The sequence below is a fragment of the Pseudomonas umsongensis genome (genome assembly GCF_012647205.1).
Lineage (GTDB): Bacteria > Pseudomonadota > Gammaproteobacteria > Pseudomonadales > Pseudomonadaceae > Aquipseudomonas > Aquipseudomonas umsongensis.
Genome location: NZ_CP051487.1, coordinates 6264930 through 6289083 on the forward strand (window position 1 = coordinate 6264930; position 24154 = coordinate 6289083).

22 protein-coding genes are annotated in these 24154 nt (G+C 59.7%); 14 read left to right on the top strand and 8 right to left on the bottom strand.

Annotation, left to right across the window (positions count from 1 at the left end; genetic code table 11):
- Positions 1-93 precede the first annotated feature (93 nt).
- Both HGP31_RS28455 and HGP31_RS28460 read right to left on the bottom strand, forming a co-directional pair.
- Positions 94-723, bottom strand: a complete 630-nt coding sequence (locus HGP31_RS28455) for a response regulator (RefSeq protein WP_020798801.1) — start codon at positions 721-723, stop codon at positions 94-96.
- Complete coding sequence (locus HGP31_RS28460; RefSeq protein WP_168759029.1) at positions 724-3123, bottom strand: PAS domain-containing sensor histidine kinase; 2400 nt, start codon at positions 3121-3123, stop codon at positions 724-726.
- Between the two features lie 73 nt (positions 3124-3196).
- Between HGP31_RS28460 and HGP31_RS28465 the strand changes: the two genes are divergently transcribed.
- Complete coding sequence (locus HGP31_RS28465; RefSeq protein ID WP_168759030.1) at positions 3197-4189, top strand: alpha/beta hydrolase family protein; 993 nt, start codon at positions 3197-3199, stop codon at positions 4187-4189.
- Between the two features lie 44 nt (positions 4190-4233).
- On the opposite strand, the gene HGP31_RS28470 is transcribed toward HGP31_RS28465, so the two are convergent.
- The 3 genes from HGP31_RS28470 to HGP31_RS28480 are packed head-to-tail and all read right to left on the bottom strand — an operon-like array spanning position 4234 to position 6690.
- Positions 4234-5001: a TerB family tellurite resistance protein gene (locus HGP31_RS28470; RefSeq protein ID WP_020798804.1), complete on the bottom strand. Its 768-nt coding sequence runs from the start codon at positions 4999-5001 to the stop codon at positions 4234-4236.
- Between the two features lies 1 nt (position 5002).
- A complete protein-coding gene (gene murU, locus HGP31_RS28475; protein WP_020798805.1) occupies positions 5003-5674 on the bottom strand; it encodes an N-acetylmuramate alpha-1-phosphate uridylyltransferase MurU in 672 nt (223 codons plus the stop codon).
- Complete coding sequence (locus HGP31_RS28480) at positions 5671-6690, bottom strand: aminoglycoside phosphotransferase family protein (protein ID WP_033045299.1); 1020 nt, start codon at positions 6688-6690, stop codon at positions 5671-5673. The genes murU and HGP31_RS28480 overlap by 4 nt, the downstream gene beginning before the upstream one ends.
- A 130-nt stretch (positions 6691-6820) precedes the next feature.
- Here HGP31_RS28480 and HGP31_RS28485 point away from each other — a divergent pair, with 130 nt between their 5' ends.
- The 11 genes from HGP31_RS28485 (at position 6821) to HGP31_RS28535 (ending at position 21011) form a co-directional block, all read left to right on the top strand.
- Positions 6821-9619, top strand: a complete 2799-nt coding sequence (locus tag HGP31_RS28485; protein ID WP_020798807.1) for an LPS-assembly protein LptD — start codon at positions 6821-6823, stop codon at positions 9617-9619.
- Positions 9600-10916 (top strand): peptidylprolyl isomerase SurA, encoded by a 1317-nt coding sequence (surA, locus tag HGP31_RS28490; RefSeq protein WP_020798808.1) that lies wholly within the window; start codon positions 9600-9602, stop codon positions 10914-10916. The genes HGP31_RS28485 and surA overlap by 20 nt, the downstream gene beginning before the upstream one ends.
- Complete coding sequence (gene pdxA, locus HGP31_RS28495; RefSeq protein WP_020798809.1) at positions 10913-11902, top strand: 4-hydroxythreonine-4-phosphate dehydrogenase PdxA; 990 nt, start codon at positions 10913-10915, stop codon at positions 11900-11902. Before surA ends, pdxA begins: the two co-directional genes overlap by 4 nt.
- Complete coding sequence (gene rsmA, locus HGP31_RS28500) at positions 11899-12717, top strand: 16S rRNA (adenine(1518)-N(6)/adenine(1519)-N(6))-dimethyltransferase RsmA (protein ID WP_008061562.1); 819 nt, start codon at positions 11899-11901, stop codon at positions 12715-12717. The genes pdxA and rsmA overlap by 4 nt, the downstream gene beginning before the upstream one ends.
- 121 nt (positions 12718-12838) lie before the next feature.
- Positions 12839-13219 carry a Co2+/Mg2+ efflux protein ApaG gene (gene apaG, locus HGP31_RS28505; RefSeq protein ID WP_168759031.1) on the top strand — a complete coding sequence of 127 codons (381 nt, stop codon included), beginning with the start codon at positions 12839-12841 and terminating at the stop codon, positions 13217-13219.
- On the top strand, positions 13219-14103 hold the full coding sequence (locus HGP31_RS28510; RefSeq protein WP_168759032.1) for a symmetrical bis(5'-nucleosyl)-tetraphosphatase: 885 nt from the start codon (positions 13219-13221) through the stop codon (positions 14101-14103). Before apaG ends, HGP31_RS28510 begins: the two co-directional genes overlap by 1 nt.
- Positions 14104-14136: 33 nt before the next feature.
- On the top strand, positions 14137-14466 hold the full coding sequence (glpE, locus tag HGP31_RS28515; protein WP_110754832.1) for a thiosulfate sulfurtransferase GlpE: 330 nt from the start codon (positions 14137-14139) through the stop codon (positions 14464-14466).
- Between the two features lie 297 nt (positions 14467-14763).
- Positions 14764-16686, top strand: coding sequence for a PrkA family serine protein kinase (locus HGP31_RS28520; protein WP_020798814.1), 1923 nt, complete (start codon positions 14764-14766; stop codon positions 16684-16686).
- A 204-nt stretch (positions 16687-16890) separates the two neighbouring features.
- Positions 16891-18162: a YeaH/YhbH family protein gene (locus tag HGP31_RS28525; RefSeq protein ID WP_020798816.1), complete on the top strand. Its 1272-nt coding sequence runs from the start codon at positions 16891-16893 to the stop codon at positions 18160-18162.
- A complete protein-coding gene (locus tag HGP31_RS28530; RefSeq protein ID WP_020798817.1) occupies positions 18159-19721 on the top strand; it encodes a SpoVR family protein in 1563 nt (520 codons plus the stop codon). The genes HGP31_RS28525 and HGP31_RS28530 overlap by 4 nt, the downstream gene beginning before the upstream one ends.
- A gap of 63 nt (positions 19722-19784) precedes the next feature.
- Positions 19785-21011, top strand: a complete 1227-nt coding sequence (locus HGP31_RS28535; RefSeq protein ID WP_168759033.1) for a multifunctional CCA addition/repair protein — start codon at positions 19785-19787, stop codon at positions 21009-21011.
- Between the two features lie 83 nt (positions 21012-21094).
- Here HGP31_RS28535 and folK read toward each other — a convergent pair whose 3' ends face one another.
- Together folK and folB are read right to left on the bottom strand one after the other, a co-directional pair.
- Positions 21095-21613, bottom strand: a complete 519-nt coding sequence (gene folK, locus HGP31_RS28540; RefSeq protein ID WP_168759034.1) for a 2-amino-4-hydroxy-6-hydroxymethyldihydropteridine diphosphokinase — start codon at positions 21611-21613, stop codon at positions 21095-21097.
- On the bottom strand, positions 21604-21960 hold the full coding sequence (gene folB / locus HGP31_RS28545) for a dihydroneopterin aldolase (RefSeq protein ID WP_110754828.1): 357 nt from the start codon (positions 21958-21960) through the stop codon (positions 21604-21606). The genes folK and folB overlap by 10 nt, the downstream gene beginning before the upstream one ends.
- Before the next feature lie 74 nt (positions 21961-22034).
- Between folB and plsY the strand changes: the two genes are divergently transcribed.
- Positions 22035-22604 carry a glycerol-3-phosphate 1-O-acyltransferase PlsY gene (plsY, locus tag HGP31_RS28550; protein WP_033043881.1) on the top strand — a complete coding sequence of 190 codons (570 nt, stop codon included), beginning with the start codon at positions 22035-22037 and terminating at the stop codon, positions 22602-22604.
- A 23-nt stretch (positions 22605-22627) separates the two neighbouring features.
- On the opposite strand, the gene tsaD is transcribed toward plsY, so the two are convergent.
- Complete coding sequence (gene tsaD / locus HGP31_RS28555) at positions 22628-23653, bottom strand: tRNA (adenosine(37)-N6)-threonylcarbamoyltransferase complex transferase subunit TsaD (protein ID WP_020798822.1); 1026 nt, start codon at positions 23651-23653, stop codon at positions 22628-22630.
- A gap of 199 nt (positions 23654-23852) precedes the next feature.
- On the opposite strand from tsaD, the gene rpsU reads away from it, so the two are divergent.
- Positions 23853-24068: a 30S ribosomal protein S21 gene (gene rpsU, locus HGP31_RS28560; protein ID WP_002551877.1), complete on the top strand. Its 216-nt coding sequence runs from the start codon at positions 23853-23855 to the stop codon at positions 24066-24068.
- Positions 24069-24154: the final 86 nt, after the last annotated feature.

Sequence of the window (24154 nt, forward strand, 5' to 3'; positions counted from 1 at the left end):
CGGTGAGCTGCACGCCGCAAGAACGAGCAATAGCGGTTGATCAGGCATGTCGCAAATGGACATGGCGACGCGCGCAGGGGGTGGGGGTGTTTTTCAGAGGAGCTTGTGTTCCATCGCGTACTTCACCAGCTCCGCCAGCGAGGTGATATTGAGTTTCTGCATCAACCGCGCCTTGTGGGTACTGATGGTTTTGCTACTCAACGCCAGTTGCTGGGCAATGTCGTTGACGTTGGCGCCCTGGGCCAGGCGTTCGAACACCGAAAACTCACGCTCCGAGAGCAGTGAGTGCAGCGGCCGCGAATCGGTCAGGCCGACTTCGAAGACCATTCGGTCGGCCAGGTCCGGATCGATATAGCGCCCTCCCGCTGCCACCCGGCGGATGGCCGTCAGCAACAGCGCCGGATCACTGTCTTTGGTGGCATAGCCTGCCGCACCGACTTTCAAGGCCCGTGCCGCCATTTGTGCCTCGTCATGCATCGACAACACCAGGATCACCGGCGGATTGTTCAAGGCACGGATCCGCGGGATCGCCTCAAGGCCGTTGACACCCGGCATGGAGATATCCAGCAGCACCACTTCGCAGGGCACATGCCGCAAGGTTTCGAGCAGCTGTTCGCCATTGCTCGCCTCCCCCACCACCAGCAGGTCCTTGGCCAGGCCGATCAATTGCTTGATGCCTTCGCGGACAATGGTGTGGTCTTCGGCAACCAGTACACGGATCACTTACGTCTCCTTATCCAAGGGTACTCGCACAGTCAGGGTCGTGCCCTCACCCGGCTCACTCTCAAGGGACAGTTGCCCGCCCATGATCAACACCCGCTCGCGCATGCCGACCAACCCAAAGGATGTTGGCCTGCCGCTTTCGGCGACAAATCCTACGCCATCATCGCTGACGGTCAGGCACAACTCGTCGCCTTCAAGAGTAAGTGTCAGTTCGACAGTATGCGCCTGGGCGTGGCGCATGACATTGGTCAGCGCTTCCTGAAGTATACGAAACAGGCCGATGGCCTTGGCATCACTGAGCACGGGCAAGTTTTCCGGCACCTGTACCAGGCACGGAATCTGCGTACGCGCCTCAAACCGGCGTGCCTGCCATTCGATGGCCGAGGCTATCCCGGCATCGAGGATCGGTGGCCGCAACGCCGTCGCCACATCGCGTACCAGCTGGAACAGCTGTGCGATCAAACGCTTCATGCTGTTCAAGCGCTCGTTCAATCCGGGGTCGAGTTGCGCATAAGCCAGCTCGCACATGGACGTTTCCAGCTTGAGCACCGTCAACATCTGGCCCAATTCGTCGTGAACTTCCCGGGCAATGCGCGCCTTCTCCTCTTCGCGCACGCTTTCAAGGTGCGCCGACAATTCGCGCAGTTGCTCACGCGAGCTCGCCAGTTCCAGTTCGATGCGCTTGCTCTCGCTGATGTCCCAGACAATGCCATCCCAAACGTAGGCGCCGCCCTCGAGTCGACGGGTTATCGCCTTGATTTCCGCCCAGCGTTGTTCCCCCTGACGCGTAAGGATCCGCCCTTGCCAAGACCAGTCGCTGTCAGTGTCCAGCGCACGATCCTGGGTCTGGTGATAGCTGGCCTTGTCGTCCGGATGCACCAGGCTGCGCAGGCCTTTGTCACGATGGGCCAGGGTCGCTGGCGAGTAACCCACCAGGCTCTCGCTGCCCTCACTGATGTAGGCAAAGTCGATCTGGCCGGTCACCGGCGCCCGTTCCAGGCGAAAGACCAGGCCCGGCACATTCGCCGCGATCCCTTGCAAGCGTGCTTCACTTTCCTGCAACGCCGCCAGGGCGCGACGACGTTCAGTGACATCGGTCAGGTAGACCACCAGGTACTCGCCATCGCGAAAGCGCAAAAAACTCAGGGAGACATCGGCCGGCAGGATGCTGCCATCGGCCCGCAGGCAATTGGATTCAAAACTTTGCGGCGCGTCGTCGCTGGCCCTGGCGCGCTTCCACAGGTTCAACCAGCGATCCATGTGCAGTTCGGGTTCGAACTCGATCAATGGCCGGTCGATAATCCCTCCGGGCGGATAGCCCAGCATGGTTTCGGCAGCGCGGTTGGCGTAGCGCACGTGGCTGTCCCAATTCACCCAGAGAATGCCGACGGTACTCTGGTCGATGGAAAACTGCGTGAGCCGCAGGGCCTCTTCACTGGCGGCACGCAGGGCAATGTCTGCCTGCGCCGCCGCCAGTCGTTGCTCCAGACTGTGCTGCTGGCGTCGTTGCCAGAACACGATGGCCATGGCGCTGAGCGCCAGTACCAACAGCAGCAGGCAGAGGTTTTGCCAGAATCCCGGGGATTCGGTGAGCCGCGGGTACTTGGGTTGCAGCCACTGGTTGTGCAGCGCCTCCAGGTCCTTCGCCGGGATCGCCCGCAGCGCGCTTTCGACAATGCCGGCCAGCTCCGGCAGGTCGCGACGCGTGGCCACCCGCAGCAGCTGTGGCAAGCCGATATCACCGACCACCACCAGCCCGGAGAACTCAGGTTCAACGGACAGGCGCCCCAATTGTGCCTCGTCGACCACCGCGTAGGCGGCTTGCTGGCTTAGCAACAGGTGCAAGGCCTGGCGTTCGGCCGGTACACCCTGCAGGTTCAAATGCGGATAGTTTCCACGCAGGTAGTCGGCGGTGGCACTGGGCATGCGCACGGCGACGCGGGTTTGGCTGTCGAGTTTTTCCAGCTCAACCGCCCCAGTGCTTTTCTGGTCGCTGACCACCAGCTGTGGCACCCGCATGTACGGATCGGAAAACTGCCAGAGGCGCAGGCCGCCAGGAGTCTGGGTCAGCCCCGGGGCGAGATCGATTTCGCCGGCGCGCGCGGCAGTTTCCAACTGCTCGAGATCGGGAAAGTTGCGCCAGCTCAGTTCGACCTTGAGCGACTTGGCCAGCCACTTCATCAGCTCGACATTGACCCCGGACAGGCGCTGCAAGCGGCGGTCGTACTGGGCGTAGGGCGCTTGCAACACCAGTCCCACCCGCAAATCGCCCTGCTGCGCCAACCACTGTTGCTGGCCTACCGACAATGGCGCGACATGCGCCGGTGGCGCGGCCGCCGCCCAGCCCATCAAGGGCAACCACAAACAGCCGATAACCCACAGGCAGCGAAAACGCATCATCGAACTCTCACACACTGACAAAAACTGACCAACCCATTAGGCTGCCGGAATAACTTCTGGCCTGGAATATCCAATGCTCCCTGTCTACCGCCTGGCACTGCCAGCATTGTGCCTGTCGCTGGTCCTGCCATGGGCTTTTTCCGTTGAAGCAGCCGACCCGACGCCTGCCGCGGCAGAACCCCCCTCCGAAACAAAACCACTCGAACGCCAGCCGTTGCCTGAGCGTAGTCAGGAAGAAGCCATTGCACTGGAGCGAAAAATTCCGCGCCAGGAACAACAGCAATTGCAAGCAGGCTCCGATACGTTCCTGGCCCTGTGGAAGGCGGCCAATACCGCCGACCCCAAAGGTGCGGTCATTATCATTCCTGGCGCTGGCGAAACCGTTGACTGGCCGCAAGCAATCGGCCCGCTGCGCCGCCAATTACCGGATGCCCAATGGAGCAGCCTGAGTATCACCCTGCCTGATTTGCAAAGCGAAGCCATGACGCCGCGCGGGGTGCAAGCCACTCCAGCAGCCAAAGCGCCAGACGTCGGCAGCAAAGACTCGACCACCGCAGCGCCCATCGAACAGGCCGCGGGCGGCGAAGCCGAGGTGGCGGACAAGGCCGTCGCCGAAACGCCTGACGAGCAGAGCAAGGCTGACGCCGAGCGAATCTTCGCCCGCATCGACGCAGCCATCGCTTTTGCTGAACAGCAAAGTGCTCGCAGCATGGTGCTGCTGGGGCATGGTACGGGCGCCTATTGGGCTGCGCGGTATTTGAGCGAGAGGCAGACGGCGCAGGTCGAGCGCTTCGTCATGGTCGCCGCGCAGACACCGAACACAGCGGCCCCTGAACTGGACGAACTCGCGCCAACCCTCAAGCTGCCCACCGTCGACTTCTTCTATATGGACAAGCCGCTGGACCGCAACGCGGCGCTGGCCCGCCTGCAGGCCAGCAAACGCCTGAAGACTTCGGCCTTCAGCCAGGTCTCGCTCAAGGCTTTGCCAGGTAATAACAAGGCACAACAGGAACAATTGGTACGCCGGGTGCGGGGCTGGTTGAATCCGCAGAATGCGTCGAACTGATGGACTGAGTCGCCCCATTTTCGGGGCGACGCAACGCTTCGCTGCTAACGAAAGTCCCGCCGTTGACGAATCAACGTATAGGCGTTGTGCAGCTCGCGCGTCTTATCGGTGGCCTCTCGAACCTGCGACGCCGTTGCACCACTGCCGGCAATCTTGTCCGGGTGATGACGACTGAGCAGGCGTCGATAGGCGCGCTTGATCTGGGCGGGCTCACTGGTGGCAGTTACACCCAACAGCCGCAAAGCGTCCTGATAGGTTGTCACGCTGCTGACCAACGGACGATGCTGTGGCTCGTAATCGGCCGCCAACGCCCTGACCTGCCGTTCGGACCACCCCAGCCAATTACCCCACTGAAAGAGCAGCTCACGCTCGCGATTGCCCGCATGCCCATCAGCCCAAACCATCCGCCAACAAGCGCGCAAGACCCCTTCTGCCGCATAGGGTTGAGACCTTAGCCTGCGCAAATGGCCACGCAACCGGTCACTGCCCGACTTGCCACGATTGAACGCGGCAATCGCCCGGCGCTGTGCCGATTCGGACATTTCCAAGGCACGCATCTCCGCGCGAGCCTGCTGGATATGCCCCTCCACGACCCGTCCATCACACTTGGCCAGGCGTCCCAGCAACACAAACAACAACTCGTCGTTGCGCAGGACAGATCGCCCTCCGAGCTTTTCGCGCAAATGCGCCAGGCTTTGCAGGTGCAGGTGCCGATCCAGCACCTGCCCCAACAAGGCGCCAAGCATGGCACCCGGAATGCTGGCGATGGCAAACCCCACTCCGGTTCCGATCAGCGTCCCTGGCCACAGCATGTCAGCGGCTCGCTTCGATCAGGGTTTCAGCTTCGGCCAGGCGCTCGTGAGTGCCGACATCGACCCAATGCCCCCTCAGGTGTTCGCCGCTCACTAGCCCGTCTGCCATAGCCTTGCGCAATAGCGGCGCGAGCTTGAACGCTCCTGCCGAGCAGCCATCGAACAACTGTGGATGCAGCACGGCAATACCGCTGTAGGTCAGGGTTGCGGTGTCCGGCTGTCCGTCCCGGACCTGGCCGTCGCTCAGGCTGAAGTCTCCGGCGAGATGATGGGGTGGGTTGTCGGCCAGCACCAGATGCGCCAGCCCGGTAATGGGTTGATGCAGCACGCTGAAGTCGTAGTCGGTCCAGATGTCACCGTTGACCACCAGGAAAGCTTCGTCACCCAACAAAGGCAAGGCGCGGAAGATTCCGCCACCGGTCTCCAGGGGTTCACCTTCGGCCGAGTAGCGAATGCTCACGCCGTAGCGCGAGCCATCGCCCAGATAGTCTTCGATCTGCTGGCCCAGCCAGGCATGATTGATCACGATCTCGGTAAAACCTGCCGCCGCCAGGGCTCGCAGGTGATACTCGATCAGCGGCACGCCACCGGCGCGCACCAGCGGCTTGGGCGTGGTCAGGGTCAAGGGACGCATGCGCTCGCCCTTGCCTGCCGCCAGAATCATCGCCTTCATGCGGTCACTCCGGCACGCAGGCTGGCCAGCAATACATCCAGCCCAGCCAGTTCAGGACGACGCGCAATCACTGCATCTATATAGGCAAAGAAGCGTGGTACATCGCCCAGGTAGCGCGGTTTGCCGTCGCGGTGGCAAATGCGGGCGAAGATACCGATCACTTTCAAGTGACGCTGCACGCCCATCAGGTCGCTGGCGCGCAGGAAGTCTTCGAAGTCTGGCTGCACCGGAATGTCCAGCGCAGCCGCTTGCTGCCAGTAATTTTCCAGCCAGCCGCGCACGCGCTCCTCGGGCCAACTGAGGAAGGCATCCTTGAACAGGCAGGTTACGTCATAGGTGACAGGACCATAGACGGCGTCCTGGAAATCCAACACGCCCGGGTTGGGTTCGCTGAGCATCAGGTTGCGTGGCATGTAGTCGCGATGAACCAGGACCTTCGGCTGGGCCAGGGCACTGTCGATCAACAGATCGCTGACCTGCTGCCAGAGCACTTGCTGCGCCGCATCGAACTCGACGCCCAACTCATGCTTGACGTACCACTCGGGAAACAATTGCAGCTCGCGTCGCAACAGCGCCACGTCGTAACTCGGCAATGGCGCAACCATCGGCAATTGCTGGAACGCCAGTAGCGCTTGCAGGGCATCGTTGAACAAATTGTCGGCGTTTTCGCTGTCGATCACGTCCAGGTAGGTCTGGTTGCCCAGGTCATTGAGCAAAAGAAATCCGCGCTCAAGGTCTTCGGCGTAGATTTTCGGCACATTTATCCCGGATTTCGCCAGCAGAAAAGCGATATCCACGAAAGGCTTGCAGTTTTCCTGGGGCGGAGGTGCGTCCATCACGATCAAGCTTTGACCTGCACCCTCCCACCGAAAATAGCGCCGAAAACTCGCGTCGCTGCTTGCCGCAGTCAACGTGGCCGGGGGTACGGCACCCCATCCATGTTGTGCAAAAAGAATTGCCAATTGCTCATCGAGCCAAACTTTCAGGTGTTGCAAACGTATATCTTGGTCAGGCATTGCAAGGGTCTCCGACGGCGCTAGCCGTCAAGCGGGTCATGCTTTATTATCCAGCATCTTTTTCAGACCATCGAGAGGCGTGCGGCCCACACCGCGGGCAGATGGCACGCAGGAAGCCCGGACTATTAAGATGGCATTGAAATCCCCCGCGTTTCGTAAAAAATTTCCGTTGTTGATGACCGGCAGTTTGCTGGCTCTGCAACCCTTGGCCAGCCCTTTCGTGGTCGCCGCGGAACAGTATGACTGCTCGGTCTCCGCTTCGGGTGCATGGAATTGTGCGCCAAAATCGCCGGCGGCTGCATTGCCACCGCGTCCAGTCCACGAGGGCAGCGCAGTCTCCGCCACCGGCGAGTCACCCGCCGAAACGGGCGCCAGCGAAGACACGGGGGCCAAACCTGCACTGGTCACCGAATCCAAAGGCCGTGGCCTGAAGTCGCGTAGCGCAGACTACAGCCACCTCGACTGGGTTCCGCGCGAGCAGCTCACTGCAGCACAATTGGCTGAAACCGGTCCTTATTGCTCTGGTTCCTATATCGAACCGATTCGTCCTGGCATGAATGACAAGACGAATAAAAGTGACGCTCCCACCTTTGTCGGCGCCAAAGCCTCCCGCTACAAGCAGGATGAGCAGGTCGCCAGCCTGGCCGGTGACGTGGTCATGCGCCAGGGCAGCATGCAGGTCGAAGCCGATGAAGCCAACCTTTACCAGGCCGAGAGCCGTGGCGAGCTGAGCGGCAACGTGCGCATTCGCGACAACGGTGCACTGATCGTAGGTGACCACGCCGACGTGCAACTCGATACCGGTGAAGCCAAGATCGACAACGCCGAATACGTGATGCACAAATCGCGTATCCGCGGTAACGCGCTGTACGCCAAGCGTGCCGAGAACGCGATCATCCGCCTCAAGGATGGCACGTACACCACGTGCGAACCGAACAGCAACGCCTGGCAACTCAAGGGTAACAACATCACCTTGAACCCGGCGACCGGCTTCGGCACCGCGACCAACGTGACACTGCGGGTCAAGGACATTCCGGTCCTGTACACGCCGTATATCTACTTCCCGATCGACGACCGCCGTCAATCCGGCTTCCTGCCGCCGACCATCGGCACCGGCACCGATACCGGTTTCCTGCTGGTTACGCCGTACTACTTCAACCTGGCACCAAACTACGATGCCACGTTGTACCCACGCTACATGAGCGATCGCGGCCTGTTGATGGAAGGCGAATTCCGCTACCTGACCAAGTCCAGCGAAGGTCAGTTCGGCGCGGCGTACCTGAACGACGAGAACGACGATCGTAAGCTGCAGACCGATTACGATAAAACCCGCTACATGTACAACTGGCAGCACAAGGGTGGTCTTGATTCGCGTGTCCTGACCCAGGTCGATTACACCAAGATCAGCGACCCTTATTACTTCCAGGATCTGCAGACCGACCAGATTGGCGTGAAGAGCGCCGACTACGTCAACCAGCAGGGTGTTGTTACCTACCGTGGCGACAGTTACACCGCCCGCGTGAATGCCCAGGCCTATCAACTGGCGACTGTGTCGAACATCACTCCGTACGACCGTTTGCCGCAGATCACCTTCAACGGTGCGCTACCGGATCGTCCAGGTGGTCTGAATTTCACCTATGACACTGAGCTTGTGCGGTTTGATCGGGATTTGAAGAACGGCGACTACACCGATGAAGACGGCAATGTTGAGCCGCGCCTCGACCAAAACGTTCAAGGCCTGGCCCGTGCCAATGGCGATCGCCTCAACCTTGCGCCAGCCGTCAGCTTCCCGATGGAGGCGAGCTACGGCTTCCTGACGCCTAAACTCAAGTACCAGTACACGCAGTACCAACTGGACCTGGACAGCATCGGCAAAAGCCAGATTGCCGCGCAGAGTGCAGAACAGGACCGGCTCAATGGCACGTTCGACAGCAACCAGAACCGTGGTGTGCCAATCGCCAGCATCGACAGCGGCCTGTATTTCGATCGCAAGACCAACTGGTTTGGCAAGAACTATAACCAGACCCTCGAACCACGCCTGTTCTACCTCTACGTACCCGAGAAGGACCAGGAAGACATTCCGGTATTCGACACCAGCGAATACACCTTCAGCTATGCATCGCTGTTCCGTGACAACCGTTTCTCTGGCTCCGATCGTGTCGGCGACGAGAACAAACTGTCCCTGGGCGTGACCAGTCGCTGGATCGAAGAAAACGGCTTCGAACGCCAACGCATCAGCGTCGGCCAGGCCCTCTACTTCAAGGACCGCGAAGTCCAGCTGCCGGGCATCGATGCAAAAACCCGCGAAGATGCGCACTCTGACGTCTCTCCTTATGCGCTGGAGTACGAATACCGCTGGAACCGCGACTGGCGGACCACGGCCGACTACAACTGGGACCCGGACAGCCGCAGCCCTCGTTCGGGCAGCGCGATGTTCCACTACCAGCCTGAGGACAACCCGAACAAGGTCATCAACGCCGGCTATCGCTATCGCAATGACCAGGTTCGTTACGACCAGAACTCCGGTACATGGCAGGTCGGCGGCGGTGACTATGGCACCCCGGGCCAACCTGGCTACGTGAAGGACTACTACAAGATCGAACAGCACGACTTCTCGGTGATCTGGCCTGTCGTGCCGCAATGGAACGTCATCAGCCGCTGGCAGTACGACTACAACCGCAACCGTACCCTGGAAGCCTTCGGTGGCTTCGAGTACGACAACTGCTGCTGGAAACTGCGCCTGATCAACCGTTACTGGGTCGATTATGACGAAACCAGTCAAGACGCCCCGGAAAACGAAAAAGGCGACCATGGCGTCTTCCTCCAAATTGTTCTGAAGGGACTCGGCGGCCTCACTGGCTCCAAAGTAGAGAGTTTCCTCGACAAAGGCATCCAAGGTTATCGTGAACGTGAAGACCAAGCTTTCTGATTGTCTGCGCCCGCTGTTGCTGGGCGCGCTGTTCCTGGGTACCGCGGCCAACGCCGCGGTACAGTCCATCGATAAAGTGGTGGCCATTGTCGACAACGACGTGGTCATGCAGAGCCAACTGGACCAACGGGTCCATGAAGTCCAGCAAACCATCGCCAAGCGCGGCACCGCCGTGCCACCGGCCAGCGTATTGGAGCAACAGGTGCTTGAGCGCCTGATCGTCGAGAACCTGCAACTGCAGATCGGCGAGCGCTCCGGCATCCGCATTACCGATGAAGAACTGAACCAGGCCGTCGGCACGATTGCCCAGCGCAACAACATGTCGGTCGAGCAGTTCCGCGCCGCCCTGACGCGTGACGGCCTGTCCTACGACGACGCACGTGACCAGATTCGCCGCGAAATGGTCATCAGCCGTGTGCGTCAGCGCCGCGTTGCCGAACGCATCCAGGTCTCCGAACAGGAAGTGAAAAACTTCCTGGCCTCGGATCTTGGCAAAATGCAGCTGTCCGAAGAATTCCGCCTGGCCAACATCCTGATTCCTACGCCGGAAAGCGCCAACTCCGACGCCATCCAGAATGCCGCCAAGCAGGCCGACGCGGTTTACCAGCAGCTCAAGCAAGGCGCTGACTTCGGTCAGCTGGCAATCGCCAAGTCCGCCAGCGAAACCGCACTGGAAGGTGGCGACATGGGCTGGCGTAAAGCCGCTCAACTGCCGCCACCCTTCGATCGCCTGCTGAGCACCATGGCTGTGGGCGACATCACCCAACCGATGCGCACGCCGGGGGGCTTCATCATCCTGAAGATCACCGACAAGCGTGGCGGTGAGGCGCAAGTGCGTGACGAAGTGCACGTACGCCACATCCTGGTCAAACCAAGCCCAATCCGTGACGAAGCAAAGACCAAGGCCCTGGCCGAGTCGCTCTACGCCCGCATCGAAGCAGGCGAAGATTTCGGCGAACTGGCGAAAAGCTTCTCGGAAGATCCGGGTTCCGCCCTCAATGGCGGCGACCTGAACTGGATCGACCCGAATGTACTGGTTCCGGAGTTCCGCGAAGTGATGGCCAAGACCCCGCAAGGTCAGCTGTCCAAGCCATTCCAGACCCAATACGGCTGGCACGTGCTGGAAGTCCTTGGTCGTCGCGCCACCGACAGCACGACCCAGGCTCGCGAACAGCAAGCAATGACCGTGCTGCGTAATCGCAAGTACGACGAAGAGCTGCAAACCTGGCTGCGTCAGATCCGTGACGAAGCGTATGTGGAAATCAAACTCCCTGGCGCCGACCAGGCAGCACAGTGAAACCCAAGCGTTTCGCGCTGACACCCGGCGAACCGGCCGGCATAGGTCCCGACCTGTGCCTGCTGCTCGCCGCGCACGCCCAGCCACACCCCCTGATAGCCATTACCAGCCGCGACCTGCTCCTTGAGCGGGCCGCGCAGTTGGGCGTGGCTGTCGATGTGCTGCCCGTCACGCCGGACAACTGGCCGGATGCTCCCGCTCCCGCCAACAGCCTGTATGTGTGGGATACACCGCTCAATGCCAAGGTGGTCGCCGGGCAACTGGACAAGGCCAACGCCGCTTTCGTCCTGGAAACCCTCACCCGCGCTGGCCAGGGCTGCCTGGACGGGCATTTTGCCGGCATGATCACCGCTCCGGTGCACAAAGGCGTAATCAATGAATCCGGTATCGCTTTTTCCGGGCACACGGAATTCCTCGCCGACCTGACCCATACCGCGCAAGTGGTCATGATGCTCGCCACCCGTGGTCTGCGCGTGGCGCTGGTCACCACCCACCTGCCGCTGCGCGAGATTGCCGATGCGATCACGCCGGAGCGTCTGGAGCGGGTGACGCGAATCCTGCACACCGACCTGAAAGAAAAATTCGGCATCGCCCAGCCACGCATCCTGGTCTGTGGGCTCAACCCCCATGCCGGTGAAGGCGGACACCTGGGCCATGAAGAAATCGATATCATCGAACCCACACTAGAGCGCCTTCGCGGCGAAGGCATGGACCTACGCGGCCCGCTGCCCGCCGACACTCTGTTTACCCCCAAATATCTGGAGCACTGCGATGCAGTGCTGGCGATGTACCACGACCAGGGCCTGCCTGTGCTGAAATACAAAGGCTTTGGCGCAGCAGTCAATGTGACTCTCGGCTTGCCGATCATCCGCACTTCGGTCGACCACGGCACCGCCCTGGACCTGGCCGGTAGCGGCAAGATCGACACCGGCAGCCTGCAAGTCGCCCTGGAAACCGCCTACCAGATGGCCGAGACCCGTTTATGACCGAGCAATACCAACACAAGGCGCGCAAGCGCTTTGGCCAGAACTTTCTGCACGACGCCGGCGTTATCGACCGCATCCTGCGCTCCATCCATGCCAAGGCCGAAGACCGCCTCCTGGAAATCGGCCCCGGCCAGGGCGCGCTGACCCAGGGCCTGCTCAGCAGCGGCGCCCAGCTCGACGTGGTGGAACTGGACAAGGACCTGATCCCGATCCTCAACCAGCAGTTCGCTGGCAAGAGCAACTTCAACCTGCATCAGGGTGATGCGCTGAAGTTCGATTTCACCAGTTTGAATGCGGCACCTGGCAGCCTGCGCGTAGTCGGCAACCTGCCATATAACATCTCTACACCGCTGATTTTCCACCTGCTGCACAACGCCCACCTGATTCGCGACATGCACTTCATGCTGCAAAAAGAAGTGGTCGAGCGTCTGGCGGCAGGGCCTGGCGGCGGTGATTGGGGCCGGCTGTCGATCATGGTCCAGTACCACTGCCGGGTCGAGCATCTGTTTAACGTAGGTCCTGGCGCGTTCAACCCGCCACCAAAAGTCGACTCGGCCATCGTGCGCCTGGTGCCCCATGCAGTACTGCCGCACCCGGCCAAGGATCACCGCCTGCTTGAGCGCGTAGTGCGCGAGGCTTTCAACCAGCGCCGCAAGACCCTGCGCAACACCCTCAAGCTACTGCTGAGCAACGCCGAAATCGAAGCCGCTGGCGTCGATGGCAGCTTGCGTCCCGAGCAGCTCGATCTGGCGGCGTTCGTACGCCTTGCTGACAAGCTCAGCGAACAAGTCCTACAGAAAGCCGCGGACGCCTGACAGAACTGAAGCGTTATCGGGTAGGACACCAGCGCCCATGTCTGGTTTACTATCCGATACCTGGCCTAGACTGACTTATCAGCTACGTCCCGCGTTCCGCTTCGTTTTTAAGGCCCTTTGCATGTCCGATCCTCGTTATCAGGTCGACGTCAGCGTCGTCACCCGCTATCTGGCAGAACAATCGCAACCCGAGCAAGAGCGTTTTGCCTTCGCGTACACCATCACCGTGCGAAATAACGGCCTGCTACCGGCCCAACTGTTGTCACGGCATTGGGTCATCACCGATGGCGATGGGCATGTCGAGGAAGTTCGCGGTGAGGGCGTAGTTGGCCAGCAACCGCTGATCGAACCGGGTAAGAGCCATACCTACAGCAGCGGCACTGTCATGACATCCAAGGTCGGCACCATGCAAGGCACCTACGAGATGCGCGCCGACGACGGTAAACATTTCGAGGCCATCATCGCCCCATTCCGCCTGGCGGTCCCCGGAGCCTTGCACTGATGGCAACCTATGCCGTCGGCGACCTGCAAGGCTGCCTCGATGCCTTGCAATGCCTGCTCAAGAAGGTTGCCTTCGACCCGGCAACAGATCGTCTGTGGCTGGTAGGCGACCTGGTCAACCGCGGCCCGCAGTCGCTGGAAACCCTGCGCTTCCTCTATAGCATCCGTCACTCACTGGTGTGCGTACTCGGCAACCACGACCTGCACCTGCTGGCAGCCGGCAAGAATATCGAGCGCCTGAAGAAAGCCGACACCCTGCGCGAGATTATCGAAGCCCCGGATAGCGCCGAGTTGCTGGAATGGCTGCGCCAGCAAAAACTCATGCACTACGACGAGCAGCGCAACGTGGCGATGGTACATGCTGGCATTCCGCCGCAATGGTCGCTGCGCAAAGCACTGAAATGCGCGGCCGAAGTCGAGACGGCCCTGCGCGATGACAACCTGCTGCCGCCATACCTCGATGGCATGTACGGTAACGATCCGGCGAAATGGGACAGTGACCTCAAGGGCGTCACGCGCCTGCGGGTGATTACCAACTATTTCACGCGCATGCGCTTCTGTACGGCCGAGGGCAAACTCGATCTGAAGAGCAAGGAAGGCCTGGGCACGGCACCTGCAGGCTACAAGCCGTGGTTCCAGCACAAGGAACGCAAGACCAGGGACGTAAAGATCATCTTCGGCCACTGGGCAGCACTGGAAGGCAAGATCCAGGAGCCGGGCATCTCGGCCCTCGACACTGGCTGTGTCTGGGGCGGTGCCCTGACCCTGATGAATGTCGACACGGGTGAACGCCTGGCCTGCAAATGCGACGAACACGGCCATACCGCCGAGCCGCCAGTCGCCCCACAGATTTCCGAACCATCGCCAGCCAGCGCCCCGCGCTAGACTGCACTTTCTGCCGAGCCACAGGAGCCCGCCATGAGCGAATTCAAACGTATCCCCCCGGAACAGGCCCAGGCCCTGCGCGAACAGGGCGCAGTGGTGGTCGACGTCCGTGACCCTGCAACCTTCGCCGCCCTGCACATCAGCGGCTCGAAGCATCTGGACAACCACTCCCTGCACGCCTTCATCCAGGGTGCTGATCTGGACGCGCCTACCGTGGTGGTTTGTTATCACGGCAACTCCAGCCAGGGTGCCGCCGCCTACCTGGTCAGCCAGGGTTTTTCCGACGTCTACAGCATGGACGGCGGATTCGAGCTATGGCGTACGACTTATCCTTCAGAAACAGCGCAAGGCACCACCGAATAATTTTTTTGTCATGCGCAAGGCCCCGCCCCCCGCGGGCTAGCGCGGTGGCAGACGAACGGTCTGCCACAACTAATTACGTATCTCGCCTTTACCTCCCAAATTCCCAACTATCCTTAAGCGCAGGCCATCCAAAACAGGGGAGAGCCGGTACACCGGCGCACGGGTCATCGGGAGTAGCTTTCGGGGTAGTCAGCTCCGAAAGAGTTCTGGGGGGTAAACAGCGACCGCCTGTTCGGTTGCTGCCAGCATCGACTGAGTGATCCGGCGTCGGCTCCACGTATCGAGCGAGGTGACGTCATGAGTATCTTTAGCCACTTCCAACAACGTTTCGAGTCCACACGCCAGGAAGAACTCTCTCTGCAAGAGTATCTGGAGTTGTGCAAAAAGGACCGTAGCGCCTACGTTTCCGCAGCCGAGCGTCTGTTGCTGGCCATCGGTGAACCGGAGCTGCTCGACACCTCGACCAACTCGAGGCTGTCGCGAATCTTCTCCAACAAGGTAATCCGTCGCTACCCGGCCTTTGAGGACTTCCACGGGATGGAAGAATGCATCGACCAGATCGTGTCGTATTTCCGCCATGCCGCCCAAGGCCTGGAAGAGAAGAAACAGATCCTTTACCTGCTCGGCCCCGTCGGCGGCGGTAAGTCGTCCCTGGCCGAAAAACTCAAACAACTGATGGAAAAAGTGCCCTTCTACGCGATCAAGGGCTCGCCAGTATTCGAATCGCCCCTGGGTCTGTTCAACGCCACTGAAGATGGCGCGATCCTCGAGGAAGACTTCGGCATCCCACGGCGCTACCTCAACACCATCATGTCGCCATGGGCCACCAAGCGCCTGGCCGAATTCGGCGGCGACATCAGCCAGTTCCGCGTGGTCAAGCTCTATCCGTCGATCCTGAATCAGATCGCCGTGGCCAAGACCGAGCCGGGAGATGAAAACAACCAGGACATCTCGGCACTGGTGGGCAAGGTCGATATCCGCAAACTGGAAGAATTCCCGCAGAACGACGCCGACGCCTACAGCTATTCGGGCGCACTGTGCCGGGCCAACCAGGGCCTGATGGAGTTCGTCGAAATGTTCAAGGCCCCGATCAAGGTACTGCACCCCTTGCTGACGGCCACCCAGGAAGGCAACTACAACAGCACCGAAGGCCTCGGGGCGATTCCGTTTACCGGGATCCTGCTGGCCCACTCCAACGAATCGGAATGGCATACCTTCCGTAACAACAAGAACAACGAAGCGTTCATCGACCGGATCTACATCGTCAAGGTGCCGTACTGCCTGCGGGTCAGCGACGAAGTGAAGATTTACGACAAGTTGCTGTTCAACAGCTCGCTGGCCAAGGCCCATTGCGCGCCCGACACCCTGAAAATGCTCGCCCAGTTCACCGTGTTGTCACGCCTGAAGGAGCCGGAAAACTCCAACATCTACTCCAAGATGCGTGTGTATGACGGCGAAAACCTCAAGGACACCGATCCGAAGGCCAAGTCGATCCAGGAATATCGTGACAACGCCGGCGTCGATGAAGGCATGAACGGCCTGTCCACCCGCTTCGCGTTCAAGATCCTTTCCAAGGTCTTCAACTTCGATCCCCACGAAATCGCTGCCAACCCGGTGCACCTGCTCTACGTGCTGGAGCAACAGATCGAACAGGAACAGTTCCAGGCCGAAACCCGCGAACGCTACCTGCGCTTCCTCAAGGAGTACCTGGCACCGCGGTACATCGAATTTATCGGCAAGGAGATCCAGACCGCCTACCTCGAGTCCTACAGCGAGTACGGCCAGAACATCTTCGATCGTTATGTGCTGTACGCGGATTTCTGGATTCAGGACCAGGAGTACCGAGACCCGGAAACCGGCGAGATCCTCAACCGCGTAGCATTGAACGAAGAGTTGGAGAAAATCGAAAAACCGGCCGGCATCAGCAATCCGAAGGATTTCCGCAACGAAATCGTCAACTTCGTGCTGCGTGCCCGTGCCAACAACAACGGCAAGAACCCGACCTGGCTCAGCTACGAAAAACTGCGGGTGGTCATCGAGAAGAAAATGTTCTCCAACACCGAAGACCTGCTGCCAGTTATCAGCTTCAACGCCAAGGCCAGCAAAGAGGACCAGCAGAAACACAACGACTTCGTCACACGGATGGTCGAGCGGGGTTACACCGACAAACAGGTACGGCTGCTGTCCGAGTGGTACCTGCGGGTCAGAAAATCACAATAACCCGCTGCCGGTCAGACCGGTTGTCGTCAGCCAGAGACCTGTGCGTGCTTTTTCTGATACACAGGCCTCTGGAAGGTGTTCGAAAGTCGGTAGCGAGTTCAGGCAGCATCCAAAGCGCTTGGGGGAGCGTTGAATATCCCTTGGCTCTCGGTCCGATGCTGCACCACCGCTCGCCCCTTTCAGGACAGCTTCTAAGGAGCAGTCATGAGCTATGTGATCGACCGACGTCTCAATGGCAAGAACAAGAGCACGGTAAACCGCCAACGGTTTCTGCGGCGTTACCGTGATCACATCAAAAAGGCTGTCGAAGAGGCGGTCAGCCGGCGCTCCATTACCGATATGGAACACGGCGAACAAATCAGTATCCCGGGGCGCGACATCGATGAACCGGTGCTTCACCATGGTCGCGGCGGCAAACAGACCATCGTGCACCCGGGCAACAAGGAATTCACCAGCGGCGAACACATTGCCCGCCCACCAGGGGGTGGAGGCGGCAGAGGCCCTGGCAAGGCTGGTAACTCGGGCGAAGGGATGGACGAATTCGTCTTCCAGATCACCCAGGAAGAATTCCTCGAATTCATGTTCGAAGACTTGGAGCTGCCGAACCTGGTCAAGCGCAACCTGACCGGCACCGACACCTTCAAGACAGTGCGCGCGGGGATCAGCAACGAGGGCAACCCGTCACGGATCAACATCATCCGCACATTGCGCTCAGCCCATGCACGGCGAATCGCCCTCTCGGGCAGCAGCCGGGCGAAACTGCGCGAAGCCAAGGAAGAACTCCTGCGACTCAAGCAGGAAGAGCCTGACAATTTCGGCGATATACAGGAACTTGAGGCAGAAATCGAAAAACTCAGCGCCCGCATTCACCGCGTGCCGTTTCTCGACACCTTCGACCTCAAGTACAACTTGCTGATCAAACAACCCAACCCCAGCTCGAAGGCGGTGATGTTTTGCCTCATGGACGTTTCCGGCTCCATGACCCAGGCGACCAAGGACATCGCCAAGCGCTTCTTCATCCTGCTGTACCTGTTTCTCAAGCGTAACTACGACAAGATTGACGTGGTATTCATTCGCCACCACACCAGCGCTCGCGAAGTGGACGAGGAAGAGTTTTTCTACTCCCGCGAAACCGGCGGGACCATTGTGTCCAGCGCCTTGAAGCTGATGCAGGAGATCATGGCCGAGCGCTATCCGGCCAACGAATGGAACATCTACGCCGCCCAGGCCTCCGACGGCGACAACTGGAACGACGACTCGCCGATTTGCCGCGACATTCTCATCAACCAGATCATGCCATTCGTGCAGTACTACACTTACGTTGAGATCACTCCACGGGAACACCAGGCCCTGTGGTTCGAGTACGAGCGTATCGCCGAAGCCTTTTCCGACACTTTCGCCCAGCAACAACTGGTCTCGGCCGGGGATATCTATCCGGTCTTCCGTGAACTCTTCCAGCGCAGGTTAGTGACATGACCGCCAAAGAGCTGAAGCGCCAACCCATATCCACCGGATCGGAGTGGACGTTCGAGCTGATCCAGGCGTACGACCGTGAAATAAGTCGTATTGCAGCTCGCTACGCGCTCGATACGTACCCTAACCAGATCGAAGTGATCACCGCCGAACAGATGATGGACGCCTACGCCTCCGTCGGCATGCCGCTGGGCTATCACCACTGGTCCTATGGCAAACACTTCCTCAGTACGGAAAAGTCCTATACCCGCGGCCAGATGGGGCTGGCCTATGAAATCGTGATCAACTCCGACCCCTGCATTGCCTACCTCATGGAGGAAAACACCATCTGCATGCAGGCGCTGGTGGTGGCGCATGCGTGCTACGGGCATAACAGCTTTTTCAAGGGCAATTACCTGTTCCGCACCTGGACCGATGCCAGCTCGATCATCGACTACCTGGTGTTCGCCAAGCAGTACATCATGCAGTGTGAAGAGCGCCATGGCATCGATGCGGTTGAAGACTTGCTCGACTCCTGCCACGCGCTGATGAACTACGGGGTGGACCGCTACAAACGCCCCTATCCTATTTCCGCGGAGGAAGAACGGCGTCGGCAAAAGGACCGGGAAGAACATCTGCAGAAGCAGATCAACGATCTGTGGCGCACCATACCCAAGGGCGCGGACAAGTACAGCGACAAGGACAACGCGCGCTTCCCCGCCGAACCGCAGGAAAACATCCTGTACTTCATCGAAAAACATGCACCGCTGCTGGAGCCGTGGCAGCGGGAAATTGTGCGGATCGTACGCAAGATCGCCCAGTATTTTTATCCACAGCGCCAGACCCAGGTCATGAACGAAGGCTGGGCGACATTCTGGCACTACACCCTGATGAACGACCTGTACGACGAAGGCCTGGTGACCGACGGTTTCATGATGGAGTTCCTGACATCACACACCAGCGTGGTCTTCCAGCCTGGCTTCGACAGCCCCTACTACAGTGGCATCAACCCTTACGCCCTGGGCTTTGCCATGTACCGCGATATCCGTCGCATGTGTGAAGAACCTACTGAAGAGGATTACCGCTGGTTCCCTGACATTGCCGGCACCGACTGGCTCGCGGCCATCAAGTTCGCCATGAGCAGCTTCAAGGATGAGAGCTTCATCCTGCAGTACCTTTCACCCAAAGTGATTCGCGACTTGAAATTGTTCAGCATTCTCGATGACGACCAGAAGGACGACCTGCTGGTGCCAGCCATTCACGACGAAGGCGGTTATCGCATCATCCGTGAAACCCTGGCGGCACAGTACAACCTTGGCAATCGCGAACCCAACGTGCAGATCTACAGCATCGACAGGCGCGGCGATCGCTCCCTGACCCTGCGCCACCAACAACACGACCGTAAACCCCTGGGAGAGTCCACCGAGGAAGTGCTCAAGCATCTGCACCGTCTCTGGGGTTTCGATATTCATCTGGAAACCCTGCAAGGTGACCAGGTGATGAAAACCCACCATGTGCCACCTAAGGGGGAACACAGCGAAGGCGATTACGGACGACTGGACCTGGCCGTCATCCATTTGTGATCCTGGTAGTGCCTCCGTACGCTCGACGTAAAGGTTATCCTGTCGAGCTAACGGAGGTTTTTCATGCGGATTTATAAAGTTGGCGGTGCCGTACGTGATCGCTTGCTCGGCATAGCAGTCACCGACATCGACCGCGTCGTGGTCGGTGCGACCACTGAAGAAATGCTCGCCAAGGGTTTTCGCCCGGTAGGCGCTGATTTTCCGGTGTTTCTTCACCCGAAAACCGGCGAGGAGTATGCCCTTGCCCGGACCGAACGCAAAAGCGGGCGTGGTTACGGCGGGTTCACGTTCCACGCCAGCCCTGACGTGACACTGGAAGAAGACCTGATTCGCCGCGACCTGACGATCAATGCGATGGCCGAAGACGATGAACAGAACCTGACCGACCCCTATCACGGCCAGCGCGATCTCGAGGCTAGAATACTTCGCCACGTTTCCCCCGCGTTCGCCGAAGATCCCCTCAGGGTTTTGCGCGTTGCCCGTTTCGCGGCACGCTACGCGGAGCTTGGGTTCACTGTCGCCACCGAAACCCTCGAACTGATGCGCCAACTCAGTGAGTCTGGCGAACTCCAGGCGCTGACGGCGGAGCGCAGCTGGAAAGAAATCTCCCGCGCCCTCATGGAAAATCAGCCACAGGTGTTTATCGAGGTGTTGCGCGCCTGCGGTGCGCTCAAAGTGCTGATGCCGGAAGTCGACGCGCTGTTCGGTGTACCGCAGCCCGCGATACACCATCCGGAAATCGACACCGGCGCCCACACCCTGAGCGTGCTTCAGCAAGCGGCACACCATAAACAACCGCTGACCGTACGCTGGGCCTGCCTGCTGCATGACCTGGGTAAAGGGCTGACGCCAAAGGAGCAATGGCCTCGCCATATCGCCCATGAGTCCAAGGGGCTGAAGCTGATCAAGGCGGTCAACGAACGCTTCAAGGCGCCAAGGGATTGCCAGGAGTTGGCGCTACTGGTGGGCGAATATCACACCCACGGGCATCGCGCGCTGGAGCTGAAGGCATCTACTTTACTCGAGCTACTGCAGAGCTTTGACGTTTACCGTCGACCGCAGCGGTTCGAGGAATTTATTGCCGCGTGCGAAATGGATGCACGCGGACGCAAGGGACTGGAGGAGAGAAGTTATCCACAGGCGGACTATTTGCGCGGGGCGGCGGCGACAGCGCGCAGCGTTGCGGTTCAGCCTTTGCTGGAGCAGGGATTTAAAGGGCCTGAATTGGGTGAGGCGATCAAGCGAGAGCGGCTCAAGGCATTGAAAGCTTACAAAGAGGCGTCGTCCTGAAAAGCTTCGCGAGCAGGCTCGCTCCCACAAGGGTTGCACTGAACCCTGTGGGAGCGAGCCTGCTCGCGAAGGCGTCAGTTAAATCACAACAAATTCAAAGATGTCAGTTGCTCACCGCGCCATTCGAAAGCCACGGGTGCCAACACCTGATCAATCTGCGATTCAGCCCACAACTCGGCGAAACTTTTACCTACGCCCGGGTGCACGCGATCCGGAGCAATCAGCGACAGCGGCCACAACACAAAGGCATTTTTAAGAATTTCCGCCCTCGGCAGCACCAGGCCATCGAAGTTGCCCACCAAATCACCGAACAGTAAAACGTCGATATCCAGGGGCAAACCTCGGCGATCTGGTGCGTAACGCCCATTATCCGCTTCGATGAACTTCAGCCGGCGATCCAATTCCATCAGCGGCAAGTCGGTATAAGCCGACACCACGAAATTGAAAAACGGCCCGCTCTTGATCCCCACCGGCTGGCTTTCGAAGACCGCCGAGCAACGCATATCCACGAGAAAGCCCGCCAGGGCGTCCAAGCCGGCCTGCAAATGGGTTTCGCGCTCGATGTTGCTGCCGAGCCCGAGATACACCTGAGTCAGCGACATCCGCGCTCGATCTCCACACCCACGCCACCTGTAGCAGCAGGAACCGCACCTGGCTTGGTCAGTTTGAGACGCATCCAGGTAATCTTGAATTCGCTCATCAGTGCTTCAACCAGGCGCTCGGCAAAGGTCTCGACCAGTTGAAACTGTGCCTGTTCGGCAAAGGCCTGGATACGCGACGAAACGCTCGCATAATCAAGCGCCAGGGTCAGGTCATCGCCAGCGGCGGCTGGACGATTGTCCCAAGCGAAACTCAGGTCAAGCCGCAAGCACTGTCGGATGCCTCGCTCCCAGTCATAGGCACCGATCACGGTGTCGACTTCCAGGCCCTCGATAAACACTCTGTCCAAGCACTTTTCTCCGCTACACGACAAGGGCGCAATGCGCCGTTAGAATCAGGGCGTCCTCGCCCGGAATAGTTAGCATGTTTTGGTTACTGGCGATCCTCGCCTACCTGCTCGGCTCGCTGTCCTTCGCCATCTTGCTCAGCCGCCTGACCGGTAACCCCGATCCGCGAATGAGTGGTTCGGGCAATGCTGGCGCCACCAACATGTTGCGCCTGGCCGGCAAGAAACTCGCCATCCTGACCCTGCTCGGCGACTTCTGCAAAGGCCTGCTGCCTGTACTGGTCGCCAGTGCCGCCGGCCTGTCACTGCAGGATCAGGCCTGGGTCGGCGTTTGCGCCGTCATCGGTCACCTGTTCCCGCTGTACTTCCGCTTTCGCGGTGGCAAGGGTGTCGCCACCGCTGCCGGCATGTTGCTGGGGTTATACCCGCCTGCAGCCTTGATGGCGGTCTGTGCCTGGCTGCTGACGTTCTACCTGACCCGCACCAGCTCGCTGGCCGCCTTGATCGCCACGCCCTTGACCCTGCCACTGCTGGCCTGGCAAGAACCGGCAGCACTGCTGCCCATGTGCGCCCTGACCGGCATGATCGTCTGGCGCCACCGGGGCAATCTACGCGACCTGTTTGCGGGGCGCGAACGGCATTTTTAGCAGCCCGGCATGAGTACGCTTCATCACAGGGGCGACAACTGCTCCATCGGCCACCGCGCCTGCACACTGATCGCCAGGCTTTCCTGCTGACCAGCCTTCAGGCGTTGGCAGCCCGCAAACGCAATCATGGCGCCATTATCGGTACAGAACTGCGCACGGGCGTAAAAAACATCGCCCTTCATGTCGCCTAGCATCTTTTCCAGGGAAGAGCGCAACGCCTTGTTGGCACTGACGCCCCCAGCGATCACCAGGCGCTTCATGCCAGCCGCTTTCAGGGCACGCTTGCACTTGATGGTCAAAGTCTCCACCACGGCCTGCTGGAACGCCAGCGAGATGTCGCAACGGGCTTGCTCACCGTCGTCCCCGGCACTCACACACTGCTGCCAGGTGTTCAGGGCGAAGGTTTTCAAGCCGCTGAAACTGAAGTCCAGGCCAGGGCGGTCGCACATCGGACGCGGAAAGACGAAACGCCCTGCAACGCCTTGCTCTGCCAGCCGAGCGATTTCCGGCCCACCCGGATAATGGAGCCCCATCATCTTCGCGGTTTTGTCGAACGCTTCGCCCGCGGCATCGTCCAGGGTCTCACCCAGAAGCGTGTATTGGCCGATCCCGTCGACCTGAACCAACTGCGTATGGCCGCCCGACACCAACAAAGCGACGAACGGGAATTCCGGCGGTTGCGACTCCAACATCGGTGCCAGCAAGTGACCTTCCATGTGATGCACGCCGAGCGCCGGAATGCCCCAGGCAAAGGCCAGTGCCTGAGCGCAGGAAGCACCCACCAGCAAGGCACCGACAAGGCCAGGGCCCGCGGTATAAGCGATGGCGTCGATCTCGGTTGGCACACAGTCGGCTTCGGCCAGGACCTGACGAATCAAGGGCAGCATGCGCTTGACGTGATCACGCGAGGCCAGTTCCGGCACTACGCCACCATACGCACGGTGCAGGTCGATCTGGCTGAACAGCGCGTCGGCCAGCAGGCCTCGTTCACTGTCGTAGAGTGCGACACCAGTTTCGTCGCAAGAGGTTTCTAATCCCAGTACTAGCATGGGTTTGCGCCTTGTTTAGGCTGAATTCGAAGGCGCGCATAATAGTCGTCGCGTGATGCCCCGACCAGCGGTTTTCGATCAGAGGCTTTGCATTCCGTGCGATGAGGGGTTAACATCCGCAACCCTTAAAAACCGACGTCTTCAAGTGCTCTTTTGCCGCGAGGATGTTGACCCCGGTAATGAATGAAGGTAGCTCTGGATGCCAGCCGTCAAAGTAAAAGAGAACGAACCCTTCGACGTAGCTCTGCGTCGTTTCAAGCGCTCCTGCGAAAAAGCCGGTGTACTGGCTGAAGTTCGTAGCCGCGAATTTTACGAGAAGCCAACTTCTGAGCGTAAGCGCAAAGCAGCAGCCGCTGTTAAGCGTCACGCCAAGAAAGTTCAGCGCGAACAGCGCCGCGCCGTTCGTCTGTACTAATACACAGACGATCGTAGCAAGCTTCTGCCAAGCCCGGCTCTGAGCCGGGCTTATGGCATTTGCGTAAAACGCTTGATGCTTCACCG